Consider the following 14999-nt stretch of genomic DNA (forward strand, 5'->3'; position numbering starts at 1 on the left):
TATAAACATTTCATTTATTATTACCCACTCAGAAACCGCCCTCAATTCTACCGCTCTTCAACCAATTAAGCGAAAAATAGGCATAAAGTGTTGTTTCAATAGAATGATAATTACATTTTTATTCACATAAGCGCAAGACGAGCAATAATCCACTGGCAGCGCCTATCCATAGGTGGGCGAACTCATGTGCATGAACATCTAAGTTATTTTGGAAATCACTTACAAATTCAAGCTTGCTCGTACCTTCTGCTAACAGGAACTCTCTGTACTAAAACTGTCGACCTTGCATTAGCTTAATGGTGTCGCTTAGTTCAAGGCTATACTTGCCCAACTGGTGACTACCAACCGTATGTAAATCTGCAAGCAAAGGATATGTGGGCTTTAGTAGATGATTAGCGAGAACGGGATACAAGACACGCAGAAACAAAAAAGCCCTTGAAATGAATCAAGGGCTTTTTAAATCTGGCGGAGATGGAGGGATTCGAACCCTCGATGCGGGTATAAGCCGCATGCTCCCTTAGCAGGGGAGTACCTTCAACCTCTCGGCCACATCTCCGTAAAGTCATAACTATAGCATAACTTTAAATAAAAAAGCTAGCCCCTAGCTGACTTTAGTTTTTCTCTTGGTCTAGCTCAAAAACGCGGTGCAAAGTGCGCACAGCGAGCTCCATGTATTTGTCATCAATAATGACAGAGGTTTTGATTTCGCTGGTGCTGATCATTTGGATATTGATGCCCTCTTCGGCCAAGGCGCGGAACATGGTACTGGCTACGCCCGCATGGCTGCGCATGCCAATGCCCACGATAGAGACTTTACACACTTTAGAGTCCGCTACAATTTCGCCTGCGCCGATGGCTGGGCCGATTTGTTTTTCTAGGATCTCTTGGGTGCGCTCGGCATCCGCACGGTTTACCGTAAAGGAAAAGTCCGTTGTGCCCTGTACCGATAGGTTTTGCAAGATCATATCCACATCGATATTGGCTTCGGCAATAGGGCCTAGGATCGAATACGCCACACCGGGGGTGTCGGGTACGGCACGCAAAGTGAATTTGGCCTCGTCGCGGCTAAAAGCAATACCAGAAACAACAGCAGCTTCCATTTTTGTGTCTTCCTCGAAGGTAATCAACGTGCCCGAGGAGTCTTCCTCGTCGATGGGCATATCCGGATCAGTTAAAGATGATAAAACGCGTACGGGGACCCGGTATTTACCGGCAAACTCCACAGAGCGGATTTGTAGAATTTTGGAGCCCAAAGAGGCGAGCTCTAGCATTTCCTCGAAGGAAATCACGCGCATGCGACGGGCTTCGGGGACCACGCGTGGGTCGGTGGTATAGACCCCATCCACATCGGTAAAAATTAAGCATTCGTCGGCGTTTAGCGCGGCGGCCATGGCCACGGCCGAGGTGTCCGAGCCACCACGCCCTAGGGTGGTGATGTGGCCTTTGTCATCAACCCCCTGAAAGCCGGTCACAATCACCACACGGCCAGCGTCTAAATCGGCTTGTACACGTGTGGGGTCAATGGATTTAATCCGGGCTTTGGTATAAGAGGAGTCGGTGTTCACCGGCACTTGCCAACCGGCATAGCTACGAGCGGGCACGCCAAGCTCGATCAATGCCATGGCTAATAATGCGCTACTGGCTTGTTCACCCGTGGCAGCGAGCATGTCTTGCTCTCGCAAGTTAGGATGTGCGGAGATATCTTTTGCTAAGCCTAGCAAACGGTTGGTTTCGCCAGACATAGCAGAAGGAACCACTACAACCTGATGTCCAGCTTTGTGCCATTTGGCGACTCGGCGCGCTACATTTTTGATACGCTCTACCGAGCCCATCGATGTGCCGCCATATTTTTGTACGATCAAGGACATAATAATTACTGACTGAAATAAAATGGCTCACGCCACGAAAAAAAATACTATTTTATTTGGCTACGATACGCTAGTATCAAAATGTAAAAACACGCGGCCGCGGCGACAGCATACATAGACGTCACCATGTTTAATGCGCATTTGGCGATCAAAGCCCAGCGCATGCAGTTCACGCAGCTGCCGTAACATATCATTTAACCGTGCTTGGGTGGGCATTTTTTGCCCTTGTTTGGCTAGCCAATGGCGCAGTACCAGGGCTTGACGGGTGGGCTTGAGCTGGCGCCACCGCGCTAAATCAAAGCTTTGGCTGGCGGCGTCCACATCTAACGCGGCCAAGTCGTCTTCGGCGATTTCATCTAAGAGCTCGGCGATTTCTTGGCTTTGTTGGGCGTGGCGGCTTAATACGTGCTGCCAGCCGCGCCACCGTTCATTTAAGTGCGGCACAATTCGATCACGCAACGCCCCACGCGTGTAGTCATCCTGAAGATTGGTTGGGTCCCACACGGGTTTCCAGTGGCTTTGCGCGGCAAATTGCTCTGCCACAGCGATCAGCTTAGCACGGGGGATGGTAAGCAAGGGGCGTAAATAATGGATGCTATCCCTTTGCATCATGGGTGCCATGGCACCCATGCCGGTGACCCCAGCCCCCCGCAATAAGCGCAGCAATACGGTTTCGGCCTGATCATCCAGATGGTGACCTAAGAATATATGCTTGACACCAGTAAGCTGGCTAAGCTGTGTAAAAGCCTGATAGCGCGCGGTGCGTGCGGCGGATTCCAGGCCATCTCCCTGAGTTAGATCCACCTGTACACGCACGGTGTGGCACGGTACACCTAAAAACAAGGCGAGCTCATGGACATGGTCCACCCAGCCCTCTGCCCGCTGTTGTAAGCCATGGTGCACATGAAAAAAATGCAGGGTTTTACCCTGCTTGCGCGCCCATACCACTGCGTGTAACGCCAGCATGGCAGAGTCCACCCCGCCGCTGCAGGCGACGGCAAACGCATCTGCTGCCAACGGTTGGGTGAGCTGCTGTAAAGCAGATAGCACCAAAGGGTTGGCTACCTGCTCAAGAAAAGAGGTGCTAAGGGGTGGGAAACCAGGATTAGGCACGTGACTCTTGGTAACGACCATAAGACAACAAGCGCTCTAAACGTTGCTGACGTAATTGATCTACGGATAACCCCGATACCTGACGCAGGGCGTCGGCTAGGGCTCGGCTTAGCTGGCGTGCCATGGTGGCGGGGTCGCGATGGGCACCGCCAATGGGTTCGTTAACCACACGATCAATAAGATTCAGATCTTTTAGGCGGTCAGCCGTGATCGCTAAGGCTTCGGCAGCGGTAGAGGCTTTGTCGGCGCTGCGCCATAAAATCGACGCACAGCCCTCGGGGGAGATCACCGCATAGGTGGCGTATTGCAGCATGAGCACCACATCGCCCACGGCAATGGCTAGCGCCCCGCCGGAGCCGCCCTCGCCAATAATGGTGGAAATAATGGGGACTTTGAGTTCGGCCATGGCATAGAGGTTATGCCCAATGGCTTCGGACTGGCCGCGTTCCTCGGCACCGATGCCGGGGTACGCACCAGGGGTATCCACAAAGGTAAAGATAGGGAGTTGGAATTTTTCGGCTAAGCGCATTAAGCGTAAGGCTTTGCGGTAGCCCTCGGGGCGTGGCATACCAAAATTACGTTTGGCGCGCTCTTTGGTGTCGCGGCCTTTTTGGTGACCAATGACCATGCATGGTGTGCCGTTAAACCGAGCCAACCCACCTACGATGGCTTTATCGTCCGCATACATGCGGTCGCCGTGTAGTTCGTGAAAATCCGTAAAGATTTCACGCACGTAATCTAAAGTGTAAGGACGCTGGGGATGGCGTGCTACCAAAGCCGTTTGCCAAGGCGTTAATTTAGCGTAAATACTACGCGCCAAGGTTTGACTTTTTTGCTGTAGACGGCTGACCTCTTCGGAAATATCTACCGCGGAATCCGCCTGCACAAATCGCAATTCGTCTATTTTTTGTTCGAGTTCAGCAATGGGTTGCTCGAACTCTAGGAAAGTATTTCGCATTGTCGTCTTAGCTCGTATTAATAATGGACAGCTACAGCATCTACGCTGCGCCATAAATGCCATGTTGCCACAGTACACCAAGGTGCCCAAGCCTGAGCAACCTCGCGGGCTTCAAAACGCGATACCGGCTCGCCACTGAAATAATGCGTAGAGATGGCTTGTAATAAAGCGGCATCATCCAGTGGCAAAACATCGGCACGGCGTAAGTTAAAAATTAAAAACATTTCGGCCGTCCAGCGGCCGACGCCACGAATAGCACAAAGTGTTTCGATTACAGCTTCGTTATCTAAGTGCTGTAAACGCGAAACATCAATATAGCCATCCACAAAATGTTGAGATATCCCAATAATATATTCTGCTTTACGCCTAGGCAAACCAATTTGACCTAAGCAAGCAGACGAAAGTATAGCGATATTTTCTGGATTGGGTTGTTCTCCGTGATGACGCGCAAACTGGTGCCATTGTCTTAGCGCGGTGCGCCGGCTGGCTTGGCGCGATAAGACAGCACGCACCAGGGTGACAAACGGCGATGCCGGTAACCCTAGCGCATCATCAGCGTATAGGGGGATTATTCTACGCAGAATCCGATCATTTTTCATCAATTCGGTTTTTGCTCTTTCCCAATACGCGGGTGCGACCACCTGATCTATTGCGGTATTAAGCACGACGCCACTGGGTGAGCCCACCGGGCTTGTCCTCGAGCTCGATGCCCTGGGCGCGCAGTTGTTCGCGAATCGCATCGGCCTGTGCAAAGTCTTTGTTTTGCTTGGCCTGATGGCGTTGGGCGATCAAGTCTTCGATTTGGGCATCGGTGATGGATGAGGCCTGCGCCCCTGTTTTCAAATAACGGGTGGGCGAGCGTAAGTAGGTTTGGGGGTCGTGCTGTAGTAGACCTAAGATCCCCCCCAGAGCCTTGAGCTCAGCCGATAATGCCGCGGATTTGTCCTTGTTTGCCTGACTGGCTAGGTCAAAAAGCACGGCGACTGCCCCGGCCGTGTTGAAGTCATCGTTCATGGCGTCACGGAAACGTTGGGCATAGGGGCTGTCCCAGTCAATGCCGTTTTGTGCGGCGGGTGGGATATTGGCTAGGGTCTGGTACAACCTGTCGATGGCTTGCTGGGCATCGTATAGGTTATCGGGTGCGTAATTTTGTGTGCTGCGGTAGTGATTACGCACAATGAAAAAGCGCAGCATTTCTGCTTCGCGTGGGTTGGCTTCGTAGGTGGCTTGATCATCGGCCACGTCGGCGGCGATGGTTTGGCGAATCGTGCGGAAATTACCTAAGGATTTAGACATTTTGTCCGCATCCACCATAAGTGGTCCGCAATGCATCCAAATCGATGCCATTTCCCCACCAAACGCCCCCTCGGATTGAGCGATTTCGTTTTCGTGGTGGGGGAATTTCAGATCTGGCCCGCCACCGTGAATGTCCAAAGGCATGCCTAACAAGGCGTGGCTCATGGCCGAGCATTCAATATGCCAGCCAGGGCGCCCCAAGCCATAGGGAGACTGCCATTTGGATTCGGCAGGCTCGTCGTCTTTGGCGGCTTTCCATAGCACGAAGTCTAAGGGGTCACGTTTGCCCGAAGAAACCGCGACGCGCTCGCCGGCGCGTAAATCGTCTAGTGATTTGCCTGATAGTTTTCCATAGCCTTTGAACTGACGTACGGCGTAATTCACATCGCCGTCGTCGCCCTGATACGCTAAGCCTTTGTCTTCGAGCAGTTTGATGATGCCGAGCATATCACCCACATGCTCGGTGGCACGTGGTTCAAAATCTGGGGATTGAACATTGAGCGCTTTTTCATCGGCATGCATGGCATCGATATAAAAGGCGGTAACATCTTGCATGCGTTGATTTCGCTCTACGGCACGACGGATGATTTTGTCATCAATATCGGTGATATTGCGTACGTATTTGACCTGATACCCCATGGTGCGCAACCAGCGTTGGATCACATCAAAGCTCACGAGCATCCGTGCGTGGCCTAAATGACAAAAGTCATAAACGGTCATACCACACACATACATGCGAACCTTACCGGGCTCTATTGGCTTAAATTCTTCTTTGGTACGGGAAAGGGAGCTATATATACGCAACATAAGGGGTTATTGTCTATAAATAAAAGGCTAAAATAGGTGATAGTTTAGTATAACAAGGCTGTCACTAAAGGTGGCGTCTTAACCCTCTGAATCATGTATTCGTTATGTCTGATAGGAATATTCCGGTGTCCAAACGACTTTTTTTCTTTACCTCTTTCTGCGCTGTGCTGGGCTTGAGCCTAAGTGTATCGCTAGTCGCTCATGCCCAAAGCACGGGGGCCATTTTCAATGACGCACCGGCAACACCACGGGGCTGGCAACCGCTGGTTCGCGCGCTGGATGCCCTAACGCCCAGCGTGGACACGTCTATTCCGTTAACACCACAAGACATTACGAATCGTATCACAGCCCTTTTGAATCAAGGGCAAAATGAACAAGCGCTACAGGCCATTGAAAAGCGTCTTGCGCAGCGCGAAGCCAGTGGCGAGATCGGGGTGGATGTGCAGCTGCTGTTTTTGCAGGGGCGGGCTTATTCGCAGCTGGGTCAGCATACCAAAGCCATCGAAAGCTACCGTCAGCTTACCGTGTTTTACCCTGAGCTCCCCGAACCATGGAACAACCTTGCCGCCGAATACATGCGTCAACACCAATTAGAGCTAGCCCAAGAGGCCTTGGATATGGCATTGTTAGCCAACCCGAATTATGCTTTGGCGCTCCAAAATTACGGCGAGCTACAGCTTATGCTAGCGCATCAGGCTTTTCAGAAAGCCGGAAACGCTGAACGCTCTAAGGACACTCAATACATCTTAGAAAACTAATTTTCATAAAGGGAATACTTTACAATGCCACAATACTTCACTATAAGACAGGTTTTACGTTTTCAACCGGTCGTGTTTTTTTTACTTGGGCTGATGATGATGGCACTGTCTCTCTCTGCTCAAGCTACTACTTCTTCTACCACACAAGGTAATACTATGAGTACAAATCCAAAAGTTTTACTTCAAACCAACAAAGGCGATATCACGCTTGAGCTGGATGCCGAAAAAGCCCCTAACACCACACAAAACTTTTTAAACTATGTGAATGCTGGCTTTTATAACGGTACGATTTTTCATCGTGTGATCAATAACTTTATGATCCAAGGCGGTGGGTTCGAGGTTGGCATGAAACAAAAAGAAACCAACGCGCCTATCGAAAACGAAGCCAACAATGGTCTAAAAAATGATCGCTACACCATTGCGATGGCACGTACCAACGACCCGCACTCTGCTACCGCACAGTTTTTTATTAACGTTGCCGATAACGATTTTCTTAACCACACCAACCCTACCCCCAATGGCTGGGGCTACGCGGTGTTTGGTAAAGTCGTCGAGGGCACCGACGTTGTAGACAGCATCAAAGGGGTTAAAACCGGTAACAAAGGCTTCCACCAAGACGTACCTGTCGAAGATGTCATCATCGAAAACGCTACCGTTGTTGAGTAAGCTGCAGCTTCACGGTACGGTCTGGATCGCCGCAGATATTCATTTGGGGCCGCATAGCCCCAAAACGTCACAGGCTTTTTATCAGTTTTTAGATCAAGCCAAACAACACGCTGACGCGCTTATTCTCTGCGGCGATATTTTCCATGCTTGGGTAGGGGCAGATCAAGCCATTGATCCCCCTGCCTGGCTGGCGCACGCGGTGTATCACTTCCGGCATACGGCAATGGATTTGCCGATTTTTTTTATGCGTGGTAACCGTGATTTTTTACTGGATGGGCATTTTGCGCATTATGTTGGCGCGCAGATGCTTGATGATCAGCTGATTTTACAAACGGATCACCACCGTCTTTTGCTAACCCATGGGGACGAGCTGTGTACCGATGACCAGCGCTATCAACGCTTTAGGCGGCGTGTGCGTAATAAAAAGCTCCAACGCTTTTTTTTGCGTTTACCGTTAGCTTGGCGTGAGCGTATTGCCGGTGGGCTACGTCAACAAAGTCAAAAACAACAACAATACTTGCCGCAGTCCATCACCGATGTGAACGAGCAAGCTTGTATGGATTTACTGCAGCAACATCACGAGCAGGTGTTAGTCCATGGCCATACGCACCGGCCGGCTTTGCATCGCCTGGAAAATGGCTTAAGTCGAATTGTATTACCCGACTGGGAATACGATCACAGCGAACCAAGCCGCAGTGGCTGGCTCGCTTTGGAAGCAGACGGTCAGATCGCTTTTCACCGCCTGCATCACCCTACCTTACGCTTTAAGCTTAAAAAATAATTAGTCTAAAGCTTCGGGCACAATGGTGCGCTGGATGCTGCTATCCAATGATTCATAACCAAAATAGTTAATCAGTTCGTATAGCTCGGCACGGGTTTGCATGTTTTTGACTTGCCCGGCGGCGGTGCCGGTTTGTTTGAGCTCATTGTAAAACGCTTCTTGTGCTTTGGCGGCAATGCGCAAGCTGGAAACTGGCCAGATCGCCATGGCATAACCCATTTGCTCAAATTCCTGAGCGGACGTCTGTGGGGTGCGCCCAAATTCTGTCATGTTCGCCAATAGCGGTGCATCGATGGCCTCGGCAAAAGCTTTAAACTGCTCGGCATCGGTTAGGGCTTCGGGGAAAATCGCATCGGCGCCTGCTTCGACATATTGACGGGCACGGTCAATGGCAGCGTCTAAGCCTTCGGTGGCGACGGCATCGGTGCGTGCAATAATACGCAAGTCGCGACGCGCCCGTGCGGCAGCAGCGATTTTCTGTGCCATTTCCTCGGCGGTGACTAGCTGCTTGCCGTTTAGGTGACCACATTTTTTGGGTAGAACTTGGTCCTCTAGTTGTACGGCGGCGACCCCGACGTCTTCAAGCTCGCGCACCAAGCGCATGGTGTTTAAAGCCTCTCCAAAGCCTGTGTCGCCATCCACTACCAATGGAATGCGTACGGCACGAACAATGGCGCGCGCACGGTCGACCAGCTCATCCATGGTGATTAAGCCTAGATCAGGCAGGCCCAGCGAAGCCGTGAGCGCACCACCGGATAAATACAAGGCATCAAACCCGGCTTGGCGGGCTAATAACGCACCGATCGGATCATACGCACCAGCAATGGAAATAAACTCTTTTTTCTGCCATTTGTCGGCTAATTGCTGTCCTAAGCCCGTGGGTGTTGGTTGCTCTAACCATACCGCAGCGGCTTCATTTCGTTGTTCCATGATTTACTCCTAAAAAATAAGGTAGGTCTAAAATCCCACTCAAAGCTGACTGACCAAGGCCTGCCAGCTAAACTGTAAATGGCGGCGCATCAGCAAAGCGGCCAGTTCAGCATCCCCTGTTTGGATGGCTTCGGTGATGCGTTGATGCTCTACCAACGCCACTTGCCCCCGCCCTTGCACATTTTGATGCTGACGTCGCAATAACACGAGCTGGGGATAAAGCTCCTGTGTTAGGGCTTTGATTAATAAAGCATTCCCACTCAAATGAGCGACCAAACTATGAAAGTCACTGTCCCCATGCTGAGGGGCATACGCCCCCACGGGGTGTAATGACATGGTGTCAGCATGCGCCGCTACCAAGCGTGCAATACGCTCTTTGCCTAGGTCATCGATACGCTGAGCGGCTAAAAACGCGGCCTCGGATTCTAAGGCGGTTCTAAATTCATACAGGTCTCGCGCCTCGTTCTGCGTAATCACCCGCACGCTTGCTCCCACATTGGGAGTAACCGTTACCAAGCCCATGCTCGCCAAATGGCGTAGCGCCTCTCGGACAGGGCCTCGGCTCACTTTGAACTGCTCTGCTAAGGCGACCTCGGCTAAACGCTCCCCCGGTTTCAGTGCCCCACATAGAATGTTTTTATAGAGATTGTCTACAATCTGCTGAGATGAGGCCCCATGCCGATTATCGTGCTTTGTCAACAATCTACCCCCTTTTCTCTTTATTATGCTGATCAAAAGCAAAAATATAGCACTATTGTCTACACAATTGAGCAAACCATGGGTAAACCCTTATTGTCTCTGTGGCACCATAACCATTCAAATAAGGTTATTAGCCATATATTGTTAACATCTTTGGATGCTACGCATCGGAGTGATTATGTTTTTAAGAAAAATGAAATCTTGGGCATCGGGCCTGTTTTTAGGGGGCGCTCTTTTACTGGCTGGGATGCCGGCTCAGGCTGCTGACAACTGGCCAAATAAGCAAATCACCTTTGTGATTGCTTTGGGTCCAGGCGGGTCGGCTGACCGTACCGCACGACTCGTGGCTCAACGTATGCAAGATGAGCTTGGGGTACCTATTCGTGCCATTAACCAACAAGGCGGCGGTGGTCACGTCGGTCATACCTATTTTATGAATATGCCCAAAGACGGCAGCTTTTTCTTGTTCACCTCTATCCACCCCTACATCAGCAGTGCGATTTTGAATAAAAACGCCAACTATAAGCTGGATGATTTTGCTTTTATTAACGGGCAGTGGACTGATACGGACTTATTTGCCTTAAACGCTAAGCTTCCTTTCCAAACCTTAGACGAGTTTATGGATGCGGTAAAAAAAGAGCCGGGTAAATACCGTGTTAGTGTTGTCCCTGGGTCTACCGGCCATATCAATACGATTTTGCTATTGGAAGCCTATGGTTTACCCGCCGACGCCGTTAATATCGTGACGTATGAATCTGGTGGTGCGGCACGTACTGCGGCCGCGGGTGGCCAAGTCGATATGACCGTGCTAGCCGCCGATGGCAGTATTTCCATTAAAGAGTTTATTCGTCCATTGGCCGTGGCTTCTGATGAGCGTCTCGAGGACTGGGATGCACCAACGCTAAACGAAGTATTAACGGCACGTGGTTTAGATGCGGTCACGCCTTTGGTTGGCTCGATGCGTGGTCTTGCGGCTCATGCCGAATTTAAACAAAAACACCCCGAGCGCTTTGAAAAAGTCGCGCAAGCCTATCAAAAAGTGCTCAGTGACGAGGGTTTTAAAGCCCAGCTCAAAGAGCAGCGTATTGGTTCCGACTGGCTAGGTCCAGACAAAACTACCGAGATTATCGAGAGCAACTACCAAATTCTCGAACGCTTTAAAGATCAAATCTAATTTTGTTCCCGCACAGCAAGCGGCGTGTGTCGCTTGCTGATTCTTTTTTCAAAATAAAAGCCTACTATGCAACGTATATCAACAAGCCATCTTGTTTTTTTAGTTTTGGTGAGCGCTTGCGCCGTTTATTTAAACTGGAGCGCTATTAGTGCCTCTGCCACGCTTTTTAACCTAATTATTATTGTGCCCAGTGGTGCGCTTGTCCTTGGTCTGGCGGCTTTTATTTTGCTCAACACCAAGGATTCGACCTCGGCTGATACAGATGCCACGTCCAAACAAAAACAAAGAAAAGCATTGCTTGGTGACCTTTTGCTGCTCACGGTTTTTGCGGTGTTTTGCTTAAGCCTGACTACGGTGGGTTTTGATGTCGCTACCTTTTTATTTGTTTGGCTAGGTGTGGTTTTGGGCGGAGCACGTAACTGGATCGTCCCCCCAATTTATTCTGCTGTTTTCACCTTTGCTCTGACTAAAGGTTTTGGTTCTTTATTTCCTTTTCCTATGCCACTGATGGTGTTTTAAATGATTGATACCGTTGCATTTTCTCAAGCCATCACTCTGCTGTTTACCACTCTAGATCCGTGGCTATATGTGGTGCCAGGGCTGATTATTGGTTTAATTTTTGGTGCTGTTCCCGGTTTGCAAATTTCCATGGCAATGGCCGTGTTTTTGCCTATTACCTGGATGATGGATTTTCTCCAGGCCATGCTGTTTTTGACCGCTATTTTTACAGGCGGTGCCTACGGTGGTGGTGTCACGGCAATTTTAATGAATATCCCGGGTTCTTCTTCCAGTGTCGCTACGGCTTTTGATGGCTACCCCATGGCACGTCAGGGTAAGCATAACGAAGCACTTGGTATTGGTCTTGGTGCTTCTGTAATCGGTACTTTTATTGGTTACGCCCTGCTTTTGGTGCTGATTCAACCCCTAGCCGGTATGGTGTTACGGTTGGGTCCCCTAGAGATGGTTATGATTGTGCTGTGGGGGCTGGCTCTTATTGCCACACTCAACGATAGTACTGTTGCCAAAGGGCTGCTAGCTGGTGTGCTTGGTCTGCTTCTGAGCCAAGTGGGCATGTCTTCCACGGGTGTAATGCGTACCACCATTGGTAACCCGTATTTAATCGATGGGATTTCCGTTGTGCCCGCTATGATTGGGCTTTTTGCGGCTTCTGAGCTGCTACGTTTACGCGCTGGTTCGTATCTGGTCGAAGAGGAGAGCGCGCGAAAAATTTCTTTGCGCAAAATTATCAAAGGGTTATTTGAGGTTTTTAAATACCCCAAAATTATCCTCAAAGGCAGTTTTATTGGCGCTCTGATTGGTGCGGTCCCGGGCGTGGGCTCATCGGTAGCTAACCTGGTGGCATATGGTGAAATCCGTCGCACTTCTAAAAACCAAGAGGAGTTTGGCAAAGGTAGCGTAGAGGGCCTCATCGCTGCCGAGTCCTCTAACTCTAGTTCCGAGGGTGGTTCCATGACGGCTTTGCTGGCGTTAGGGATCCCTGGGGGGGCGGCTACAGCCGTGTTACTGGCAGCTTTCTCTTTCCATAATCTGGTTGGTGGCCCGGCGTTTATTCGTGACCAGCGGGATTTGGTGTATTCCATTATTTTAGGAAACTTTGGTCAAGTGGTACTGCTTGGGGCGGTTGCTTTAATGATTCTGCCTTTGCTGGGGATGGTGGTACGCATTCCCCTGACCTATTTGGTTCCCTCTGTGTTGGCATTGTGTGCTTGGGGTGGGTTTGGTATCACGGGTACGATTGCAGGGCCGGTCACGGTCATGGCTTTTGCGGGTTTGGGCTGGCTTATGCGCCGTCATGCTTACCCGGTCGCCGCCACCGTCATCGGGCTGCTTTTAGGCAAAATGGCCGAAGGCGAAATGGTGCGTACCCTACAGATATCCGGTGGTAACCCGTTAAGTTATTTCGCCGAGCGCCCCATCGCCATTGTGCTCTTAGTGTTATTTATTTTATCCGCTATTATTTTGCCGCTTTTACGCAAGCAAAAAGAAAAGAAAATGCGAGTGCAGGTCTAAATCCTTATGACTAATCTACGCACTGTCGCTCGCGGCCTGCTTGCTCTGTCAATCGGAGCAAGCGGGGCCGTTTTATTTATTTATTTGGGCATGTCACTGCCATGGGTATTAGGGAGCATGGTGGCGTGTGCAACGGTTTCTTTATGTGGGGTCAAATTAAGCATACCTAAAAGCTGGCGCTCTTATGCTCTTGCTGTGATTGGTACGATTTTAGGTAGTAGTTTTACGATTGAGACCGTTCACGCTTTACCAAGCTGGTCTGTTACGATTAGTCTTATGCTGCTTATGAGCGGGCTTTATTTGCTTTGCAGCTATAGGATTTTGCTCAAGTGGTCTGGCATGGATCGTTTGACCGCGTTGTTTTCTGCTATACCTGGTGGGCTGTCTATTGTGAGCGCCTTATCCGAGCTATATCAAACGGACACACGACGCATTGCCCTGAGCCACTCGGCCCGTTTGGTTGCCTTATTGGTTTTAGCCCCGATCATTCTAATCCATGTGGGCAATTACGCCCTACCAAGCAGTCATCTTCCTACATTAACTAGCACCACAACCCCAATTAACTGGGTGGAGCTTATGTTGTTAGCTTTGTGTGGTGTGGGTGGCTACTGGTTAGCAAAGCAATTACGGTTTGCTACAGGGGTGTTGTTGTTTCCTATTATTTTTTCTGCTTTGGCTCACGCTACGGGCTGGGTAAATATTCAAGTCCCCGCCCCTGTTGCGGCATTAGCTCAAGCTGTCATTGGTACTACCGTGGGCATTCGATTTGTGGGGTATCGCTGGCGTGACATTTTATACGATGGCTGGTTATCTATTGTTATTGGTGTGGTTCTGGCCCTGTTGTCTATGCTCGCTGCGCTGCTACTAAGCCACTGGTTAGGCATGGATTTTGCCCCCCTGCTGTTGGTTTTTTTACCAGGTGGCGCCCCCGAGCTTGGTGTGATGGCCCTGGCTTTGGATATTGATCCAGCGATGGTCACCACCCACCATATGTTGCGTGTGCTCGCTATCGTGGGTGGTATCAGCATATTACTTAATCGCTTTATTCGTAAACCCTAACGCCAGTAAAGCCATAATAATACGACCGCTCCCAACCCGATGCGATACCATGCAAAAGGACGATAGGTGTGCTTGGACACAAAGCGTAATACTGCTTTTACTAAAAACAAAGCACTAAAAAAGGCGGCAACAAAACCGACCACTATCCCTACTGTTTGATCGGGGTTGAGAGCGGCACCGTTTTTATATAGATCATAAACGGTAGCCGCTAGCATCGTGGGCATGGCCAAGAAAAACGAAAACTCGGTAGCGGTTTTACGTTGGATACCGGCAAGCATGCCCCCGATAATCGTCGCTCCGGAACGCGATGTGCCCGGTACCATGGCTAAACATTGCGCAAAGCCCACCACCAGGGCCTGTTTCCACGTGATTTCTTCCATACTAAAAGCCGTTGCTTTGGCGGATGTGGCTGTGTCGATGCTTGGGTTCTGAGCATGTTTGGCATAAGCGGGCTTGCGTTCCACCCACAGCATGATTAAGCCACCCCCAACTAAAGTAAATACAAAAACCAACGGGCTATGAAAGAGCATTTTTATGTATTTGATGGCTAAAGCCCCAATCACCGCAGCCGGTAAAAATGCCAAAATCAAGTTGCGCAAAAACAGCTGTTCTGTTTTGTCCCCTTGGATTACCCCTGTTAGCAGCTGCACAATACGCGCTCTAAACAACCAGATCACGGCCAAAATCGAACCAAACTGAATCACGACCTCGAACACTTTATTTTCATCCGAGGGAAACTGAATCCATTCCGCTAACAGCAATAAATGTGCTGTGCTTGATACGGGAATAAATTCAGTAAACCCTTCTATTATCCCTAGGATCAGGGCTTTAATTAAATACAAACCGTCCGTCATGATGC

General features: G+C 50.0%; 15 protein-coding genes and 1 tRNA gene. 7 read left to right on the plus strand and 9 right to left on the minus strand.

The window, feature by feature from the left end:
• Nucleotides 1-463: 463 nt before the first annotated feature.
• The 6 genes from ABD980_RS05310 to cysS all read right to left on the minus strand — a co-directional run bounded on the left by ABD980_RS05310 (nucleotide 464) and on the right by cysS (nucleotide 6042).
• Nucleotides 464-556 (minus strand) — tRNA-Ser (locus tag ABD980_RS05310).
• A gap of 55 nt (nucleotides 557-611) precedes the next feature.
• The gene (locus ABD980_RS05315; RefSeq protein ID WP_260649125.1) at nucleotides 612-1868 is read right to left on the minus strand and encodes an aspartate kinase; all 1257 of its coding nucleotides are present in this window, start codon (nucleotides 1866-1868) and stop codon (nucleotides 612-614) included.
• A 60-nt stretch (nucleotides 1869-1928) separates the two neighbouring features.
• Nucleotides 1929-2981, minus strand: a complete 1053-nt coding sequence (tilS, locus tag ABD980_RS05320) for a tRNA lysidine(34) synthetase TilS (protein ID WP_345370154.1) — start codon at nucleotides 2979-2981, stop codon at nucleotides 1929-1931.
• Nucleotides 2974-3939 (minus strand): acetyl-CoA carboxylase carboxyltransferase subunit alpha, encoded by a 966-nt coding sequence (locus tag ABD980_RS05325; RefSeq protein ID WP_300647848.1) that lies wholly within the window; start codon nucleotides 3937-3939, stop codon nucleotides 2974-2976. Before ABD980_RS05325 ends, tilS begins: the two co-directional genes overlap by 8 nt.
• 17 nt (nucleotides 3940-3956) lie before the next feature.
• On the minus strand, nucleotides 3957-4625 hold the full coding sequence (locus ABD980_RS05330) for a DNA-3-methyladenine glycosylase family protein (protein WP_345370156.1): 669 nt from the start codon (nucleotides 4623-4625) through the stop codon (nucleotides 3957-3959).
• Nucleotides 4597-6042 (minus strand): cysteine--tRNA ligase, encoded by a 1446-nt coding sequence (gene cysS, locus ABD980_RS05335; RefSeq protein WP_260649129.1) that lies wholly within the window; start codon nucleotides 6040-6042, stop codon nucleotides 4597-4599. Before cysS ends, ABD980_RS05330 begins: the two co-directional genes overlap by 29 nt.
• Nucleotides 6043-6167: 125 nt before the next feature.
• Here cysS and ABD980_RS05340 point away from each other — a divergent pair, with 125 nt between their 5' ends.
• From ABD980_RS05340 to ABD980_RS05350, 3 genes are all read left to right on the plus strand, one after another.
• Nucleotides 6168-6800: a tetratricopeptide repeat protein gene (locus ABD980_RS05340; protein ID WP_345370158.1), complete on the plus strand. Its 633-nt coding sequence runs from the start codon at nucleotides 6168-6170 to the stop codon at nucleotides 6798-6800.
• Nucleotides 6801-6956: 156 nt separating this feature from the next.
• Nucleotides 6957-7466: a peptidylprolyl isomerase gene (locus ABD980_RS05345; protein ID WP_345370160.1), complete on the plus strand. Its 510-nt coding sequence runs from the start codon at nucleotides 6957-6959 to the stop codon at nucleotides 7464-7466.
• Nucleotides 7432-8247: a UDP-2,3-diacylglucosamine diphosphatase gene (locus ABD980_RS05350; RefSeq protein ID WP_300646688.1), complete on the plus strand. Its 816-nt coding sequence runs from the start codon at nucleotides 7432-7434 to the stop codon at nucleotides 8245-8247. Before ABD980_RS05345 ends, ABD980_RS05350 begins: the two co-directional genes overlap by 35 nt.
• On the opposite strand, the gene prpB is transcribed toward ABD980_RS05350, so the two are convergent.
• Together prpB and ABD980_RS05360 are read right to left on the minus strand one after the other, a co-directional pair.
• Entirely contained in the window at nucleotides 8248-9177 is a 930-nt protein-coding gene (gene prpB, locus ABD980_RS05355) for a methylisocitrate lyase (RefSeq protein ID WP_260649132.1), read from the minus strand.
• 39 nt (nucleotides 9178-9216) lie between these two features.
• Entirely contained in the window at nucleotides 9217-9879 is a 663-nt protein-coding gene (locus ABD980_RS05360) for a GntR family transcriptional regulator (protein ID WP_300646687.1), read from the minus strand.
• A 175-nt stretch (nucleotides 9880-10054) separates the two neighbouring features.
• Between ABD980_RS05360 and ABD980_RS05365 the strand changes: the two genes are divergently transcribed.
• From ABD980_RS05365 to ABD980_RS05380, 4 genes are all read left to right on the plus strand, one after another.
• Nucleotides 10055-11050, plus strand: coding sequence for a Bug family tripartite tricarboxylate transporter substrate binding protein (locus ABD980_RS05365; protein ID WP_300646686.1), 996 nt, complete (start codon nucleotides 10055-10057; stop codon nucleotides 11048-11050).
• Between the two features lie 66 nt (nucleotides 11051-11116).
• Complete coding sequence (locus tag ABD980_RS05370) at nucleotides 11117-11569, plus strand: tripartite tricarboxylate transporter TctB family protein (RefSeq protein ID WP_345370164.1); 453 nt, start codon at nucleotides 11117-11119, stop codon at nucleotides 11567-11569.
• Nucleotides 11570-13081: a tripartite tricarboxylate transporter permease gene (locus tag ABD980_RS05375; protein WP_345370166.1), complete on the plus strand. Its 1512-nt coding sequence runs from the start codon at nucleotides 11570-11572 to the stop codon at nucleotides 13079-13081.
• A 6-nt stretch (nucleotides 13082-13087) separates the two neighbouring features.
• Nucleotides 13088-14140 carry an AbrB family transcriptional regulator gene (locus ABD980_RS05380; protein ID WP_345370168.1) on the plus strand — a complete coding sequence of 351 codons (1053 nt, stop codon included), beginning with the start codon at nucleotides 13088-13090 and terminating at the stop codon, nucleotides 14138-14140.
• On the opposite strand, the gene ABD980_RS05385 is transcribed toward ABD980_RS05380, so the two are convergent.
• A complete protein-coding gene (locus ABD980_RS05385) occupies nucleotides 14137-14994 on the minus strand; it encodes an undecaprenyl-diphosphate phosphatase (RefSeq protein WP_345370170.1) in 858 nt (285 codons plus the stop codon). The genes ABD980_RS05380 and ABD980_RS05385 overlap by 4 nt on opposite strands.
• Nucleotides 14995-14999: the final 5 nt, after the last annotated feature.

It is taken from the genome of Paenalcaligenes hermetiae, assembly GCF_039543645.1.
Lineage (GTDB): Bacteria > Pseudomonadota > Gammaproteobacteria > Burkholderiales > Burkholderiaceae_B > Paenalcaligenes > Paenalcaligenes hermetiae.

Excerpts from the sequence above, each read along its gene's own strand:
- ABD980_RS05350 (WP_300646688.1), top strand. The coding sequence starts at position 7,432 with ATGTCATCATCGAAAACGCTACCGTTGTTGAGTAAGCTGCAGCTTCAC.
- ABD980_RS05385 (WP_345370170.1), bottom strand. The coding sequence starts at position 14,994 with ATGACGGACGGTTTGTATTTAATTAAAGCCCTGATCCTAGGGATAATA.
- ABD980_RS05325 (WP_300647848.1), bottom strand. The coding sequence starts at position 3,939 with ATGCGAAATACTTTCCTAGAGTTCGAGCAACCCATTGCTGAACTCGAA.
- ABD980_RS05345 (WP_345370160.1), top strand. The coding sequence starts at position 6,957 with ATGAGTACAAATCCAAAAGTTTTACTTCAAACCAACAAAGGCGATATC.
- ABD980_RS05370 (WP_345370164.1), top strand. The coding sequence starts at position 11,117 with ATGCAACGTATATCAACAAGCCATCTTGTTTTTTTAGTTTTGGTGAGC.
- cysS (WP_260649129.1), bottom strand. The coding sequence starts at position 6,042 with ATGTTGCGTATATATAGCTCCCTTTCCCGTACCAAAGAAGAATTTAAG.
- ABD980_RS05375 (WP_345370166.1), top strand. The coding sequence starts at position 11,570 with ATGATTGATACCGTTGCATTTTCTCAAGCCATCACTCTGCTGTTTACC.
- prpB (WP_260649132.1), bottom strand. The coding sequence starts at position 9,177 with ATGGAACAACGAAATGAAGCCGCTGCGGTATGGTTAGAGCAACCAACA.
- ABD980_RS05315 (WP_260649125.1), bottom strand. The coding sequence starts at position 1,868 with ATGTCCTTGATCGTACAAAAATATGGCGGCACATCGATGGGCTCGGTA.
- ABD980_RS05380 (WP_345370168.1), top strand. The coding sequence starts at position 13,088 with ATGACTAATCTACGCACTGTCGCTCGCGGCCTGCTTGCTCTGTCAATC.
- ABD980_RS05365 (WP_300646686.1), top strand. The coding sequence starts at position 10,055 with ATGTTTTTAAGAAAAATGAAATCTTGGGCATCGGGCCTGTTTTTAGGG.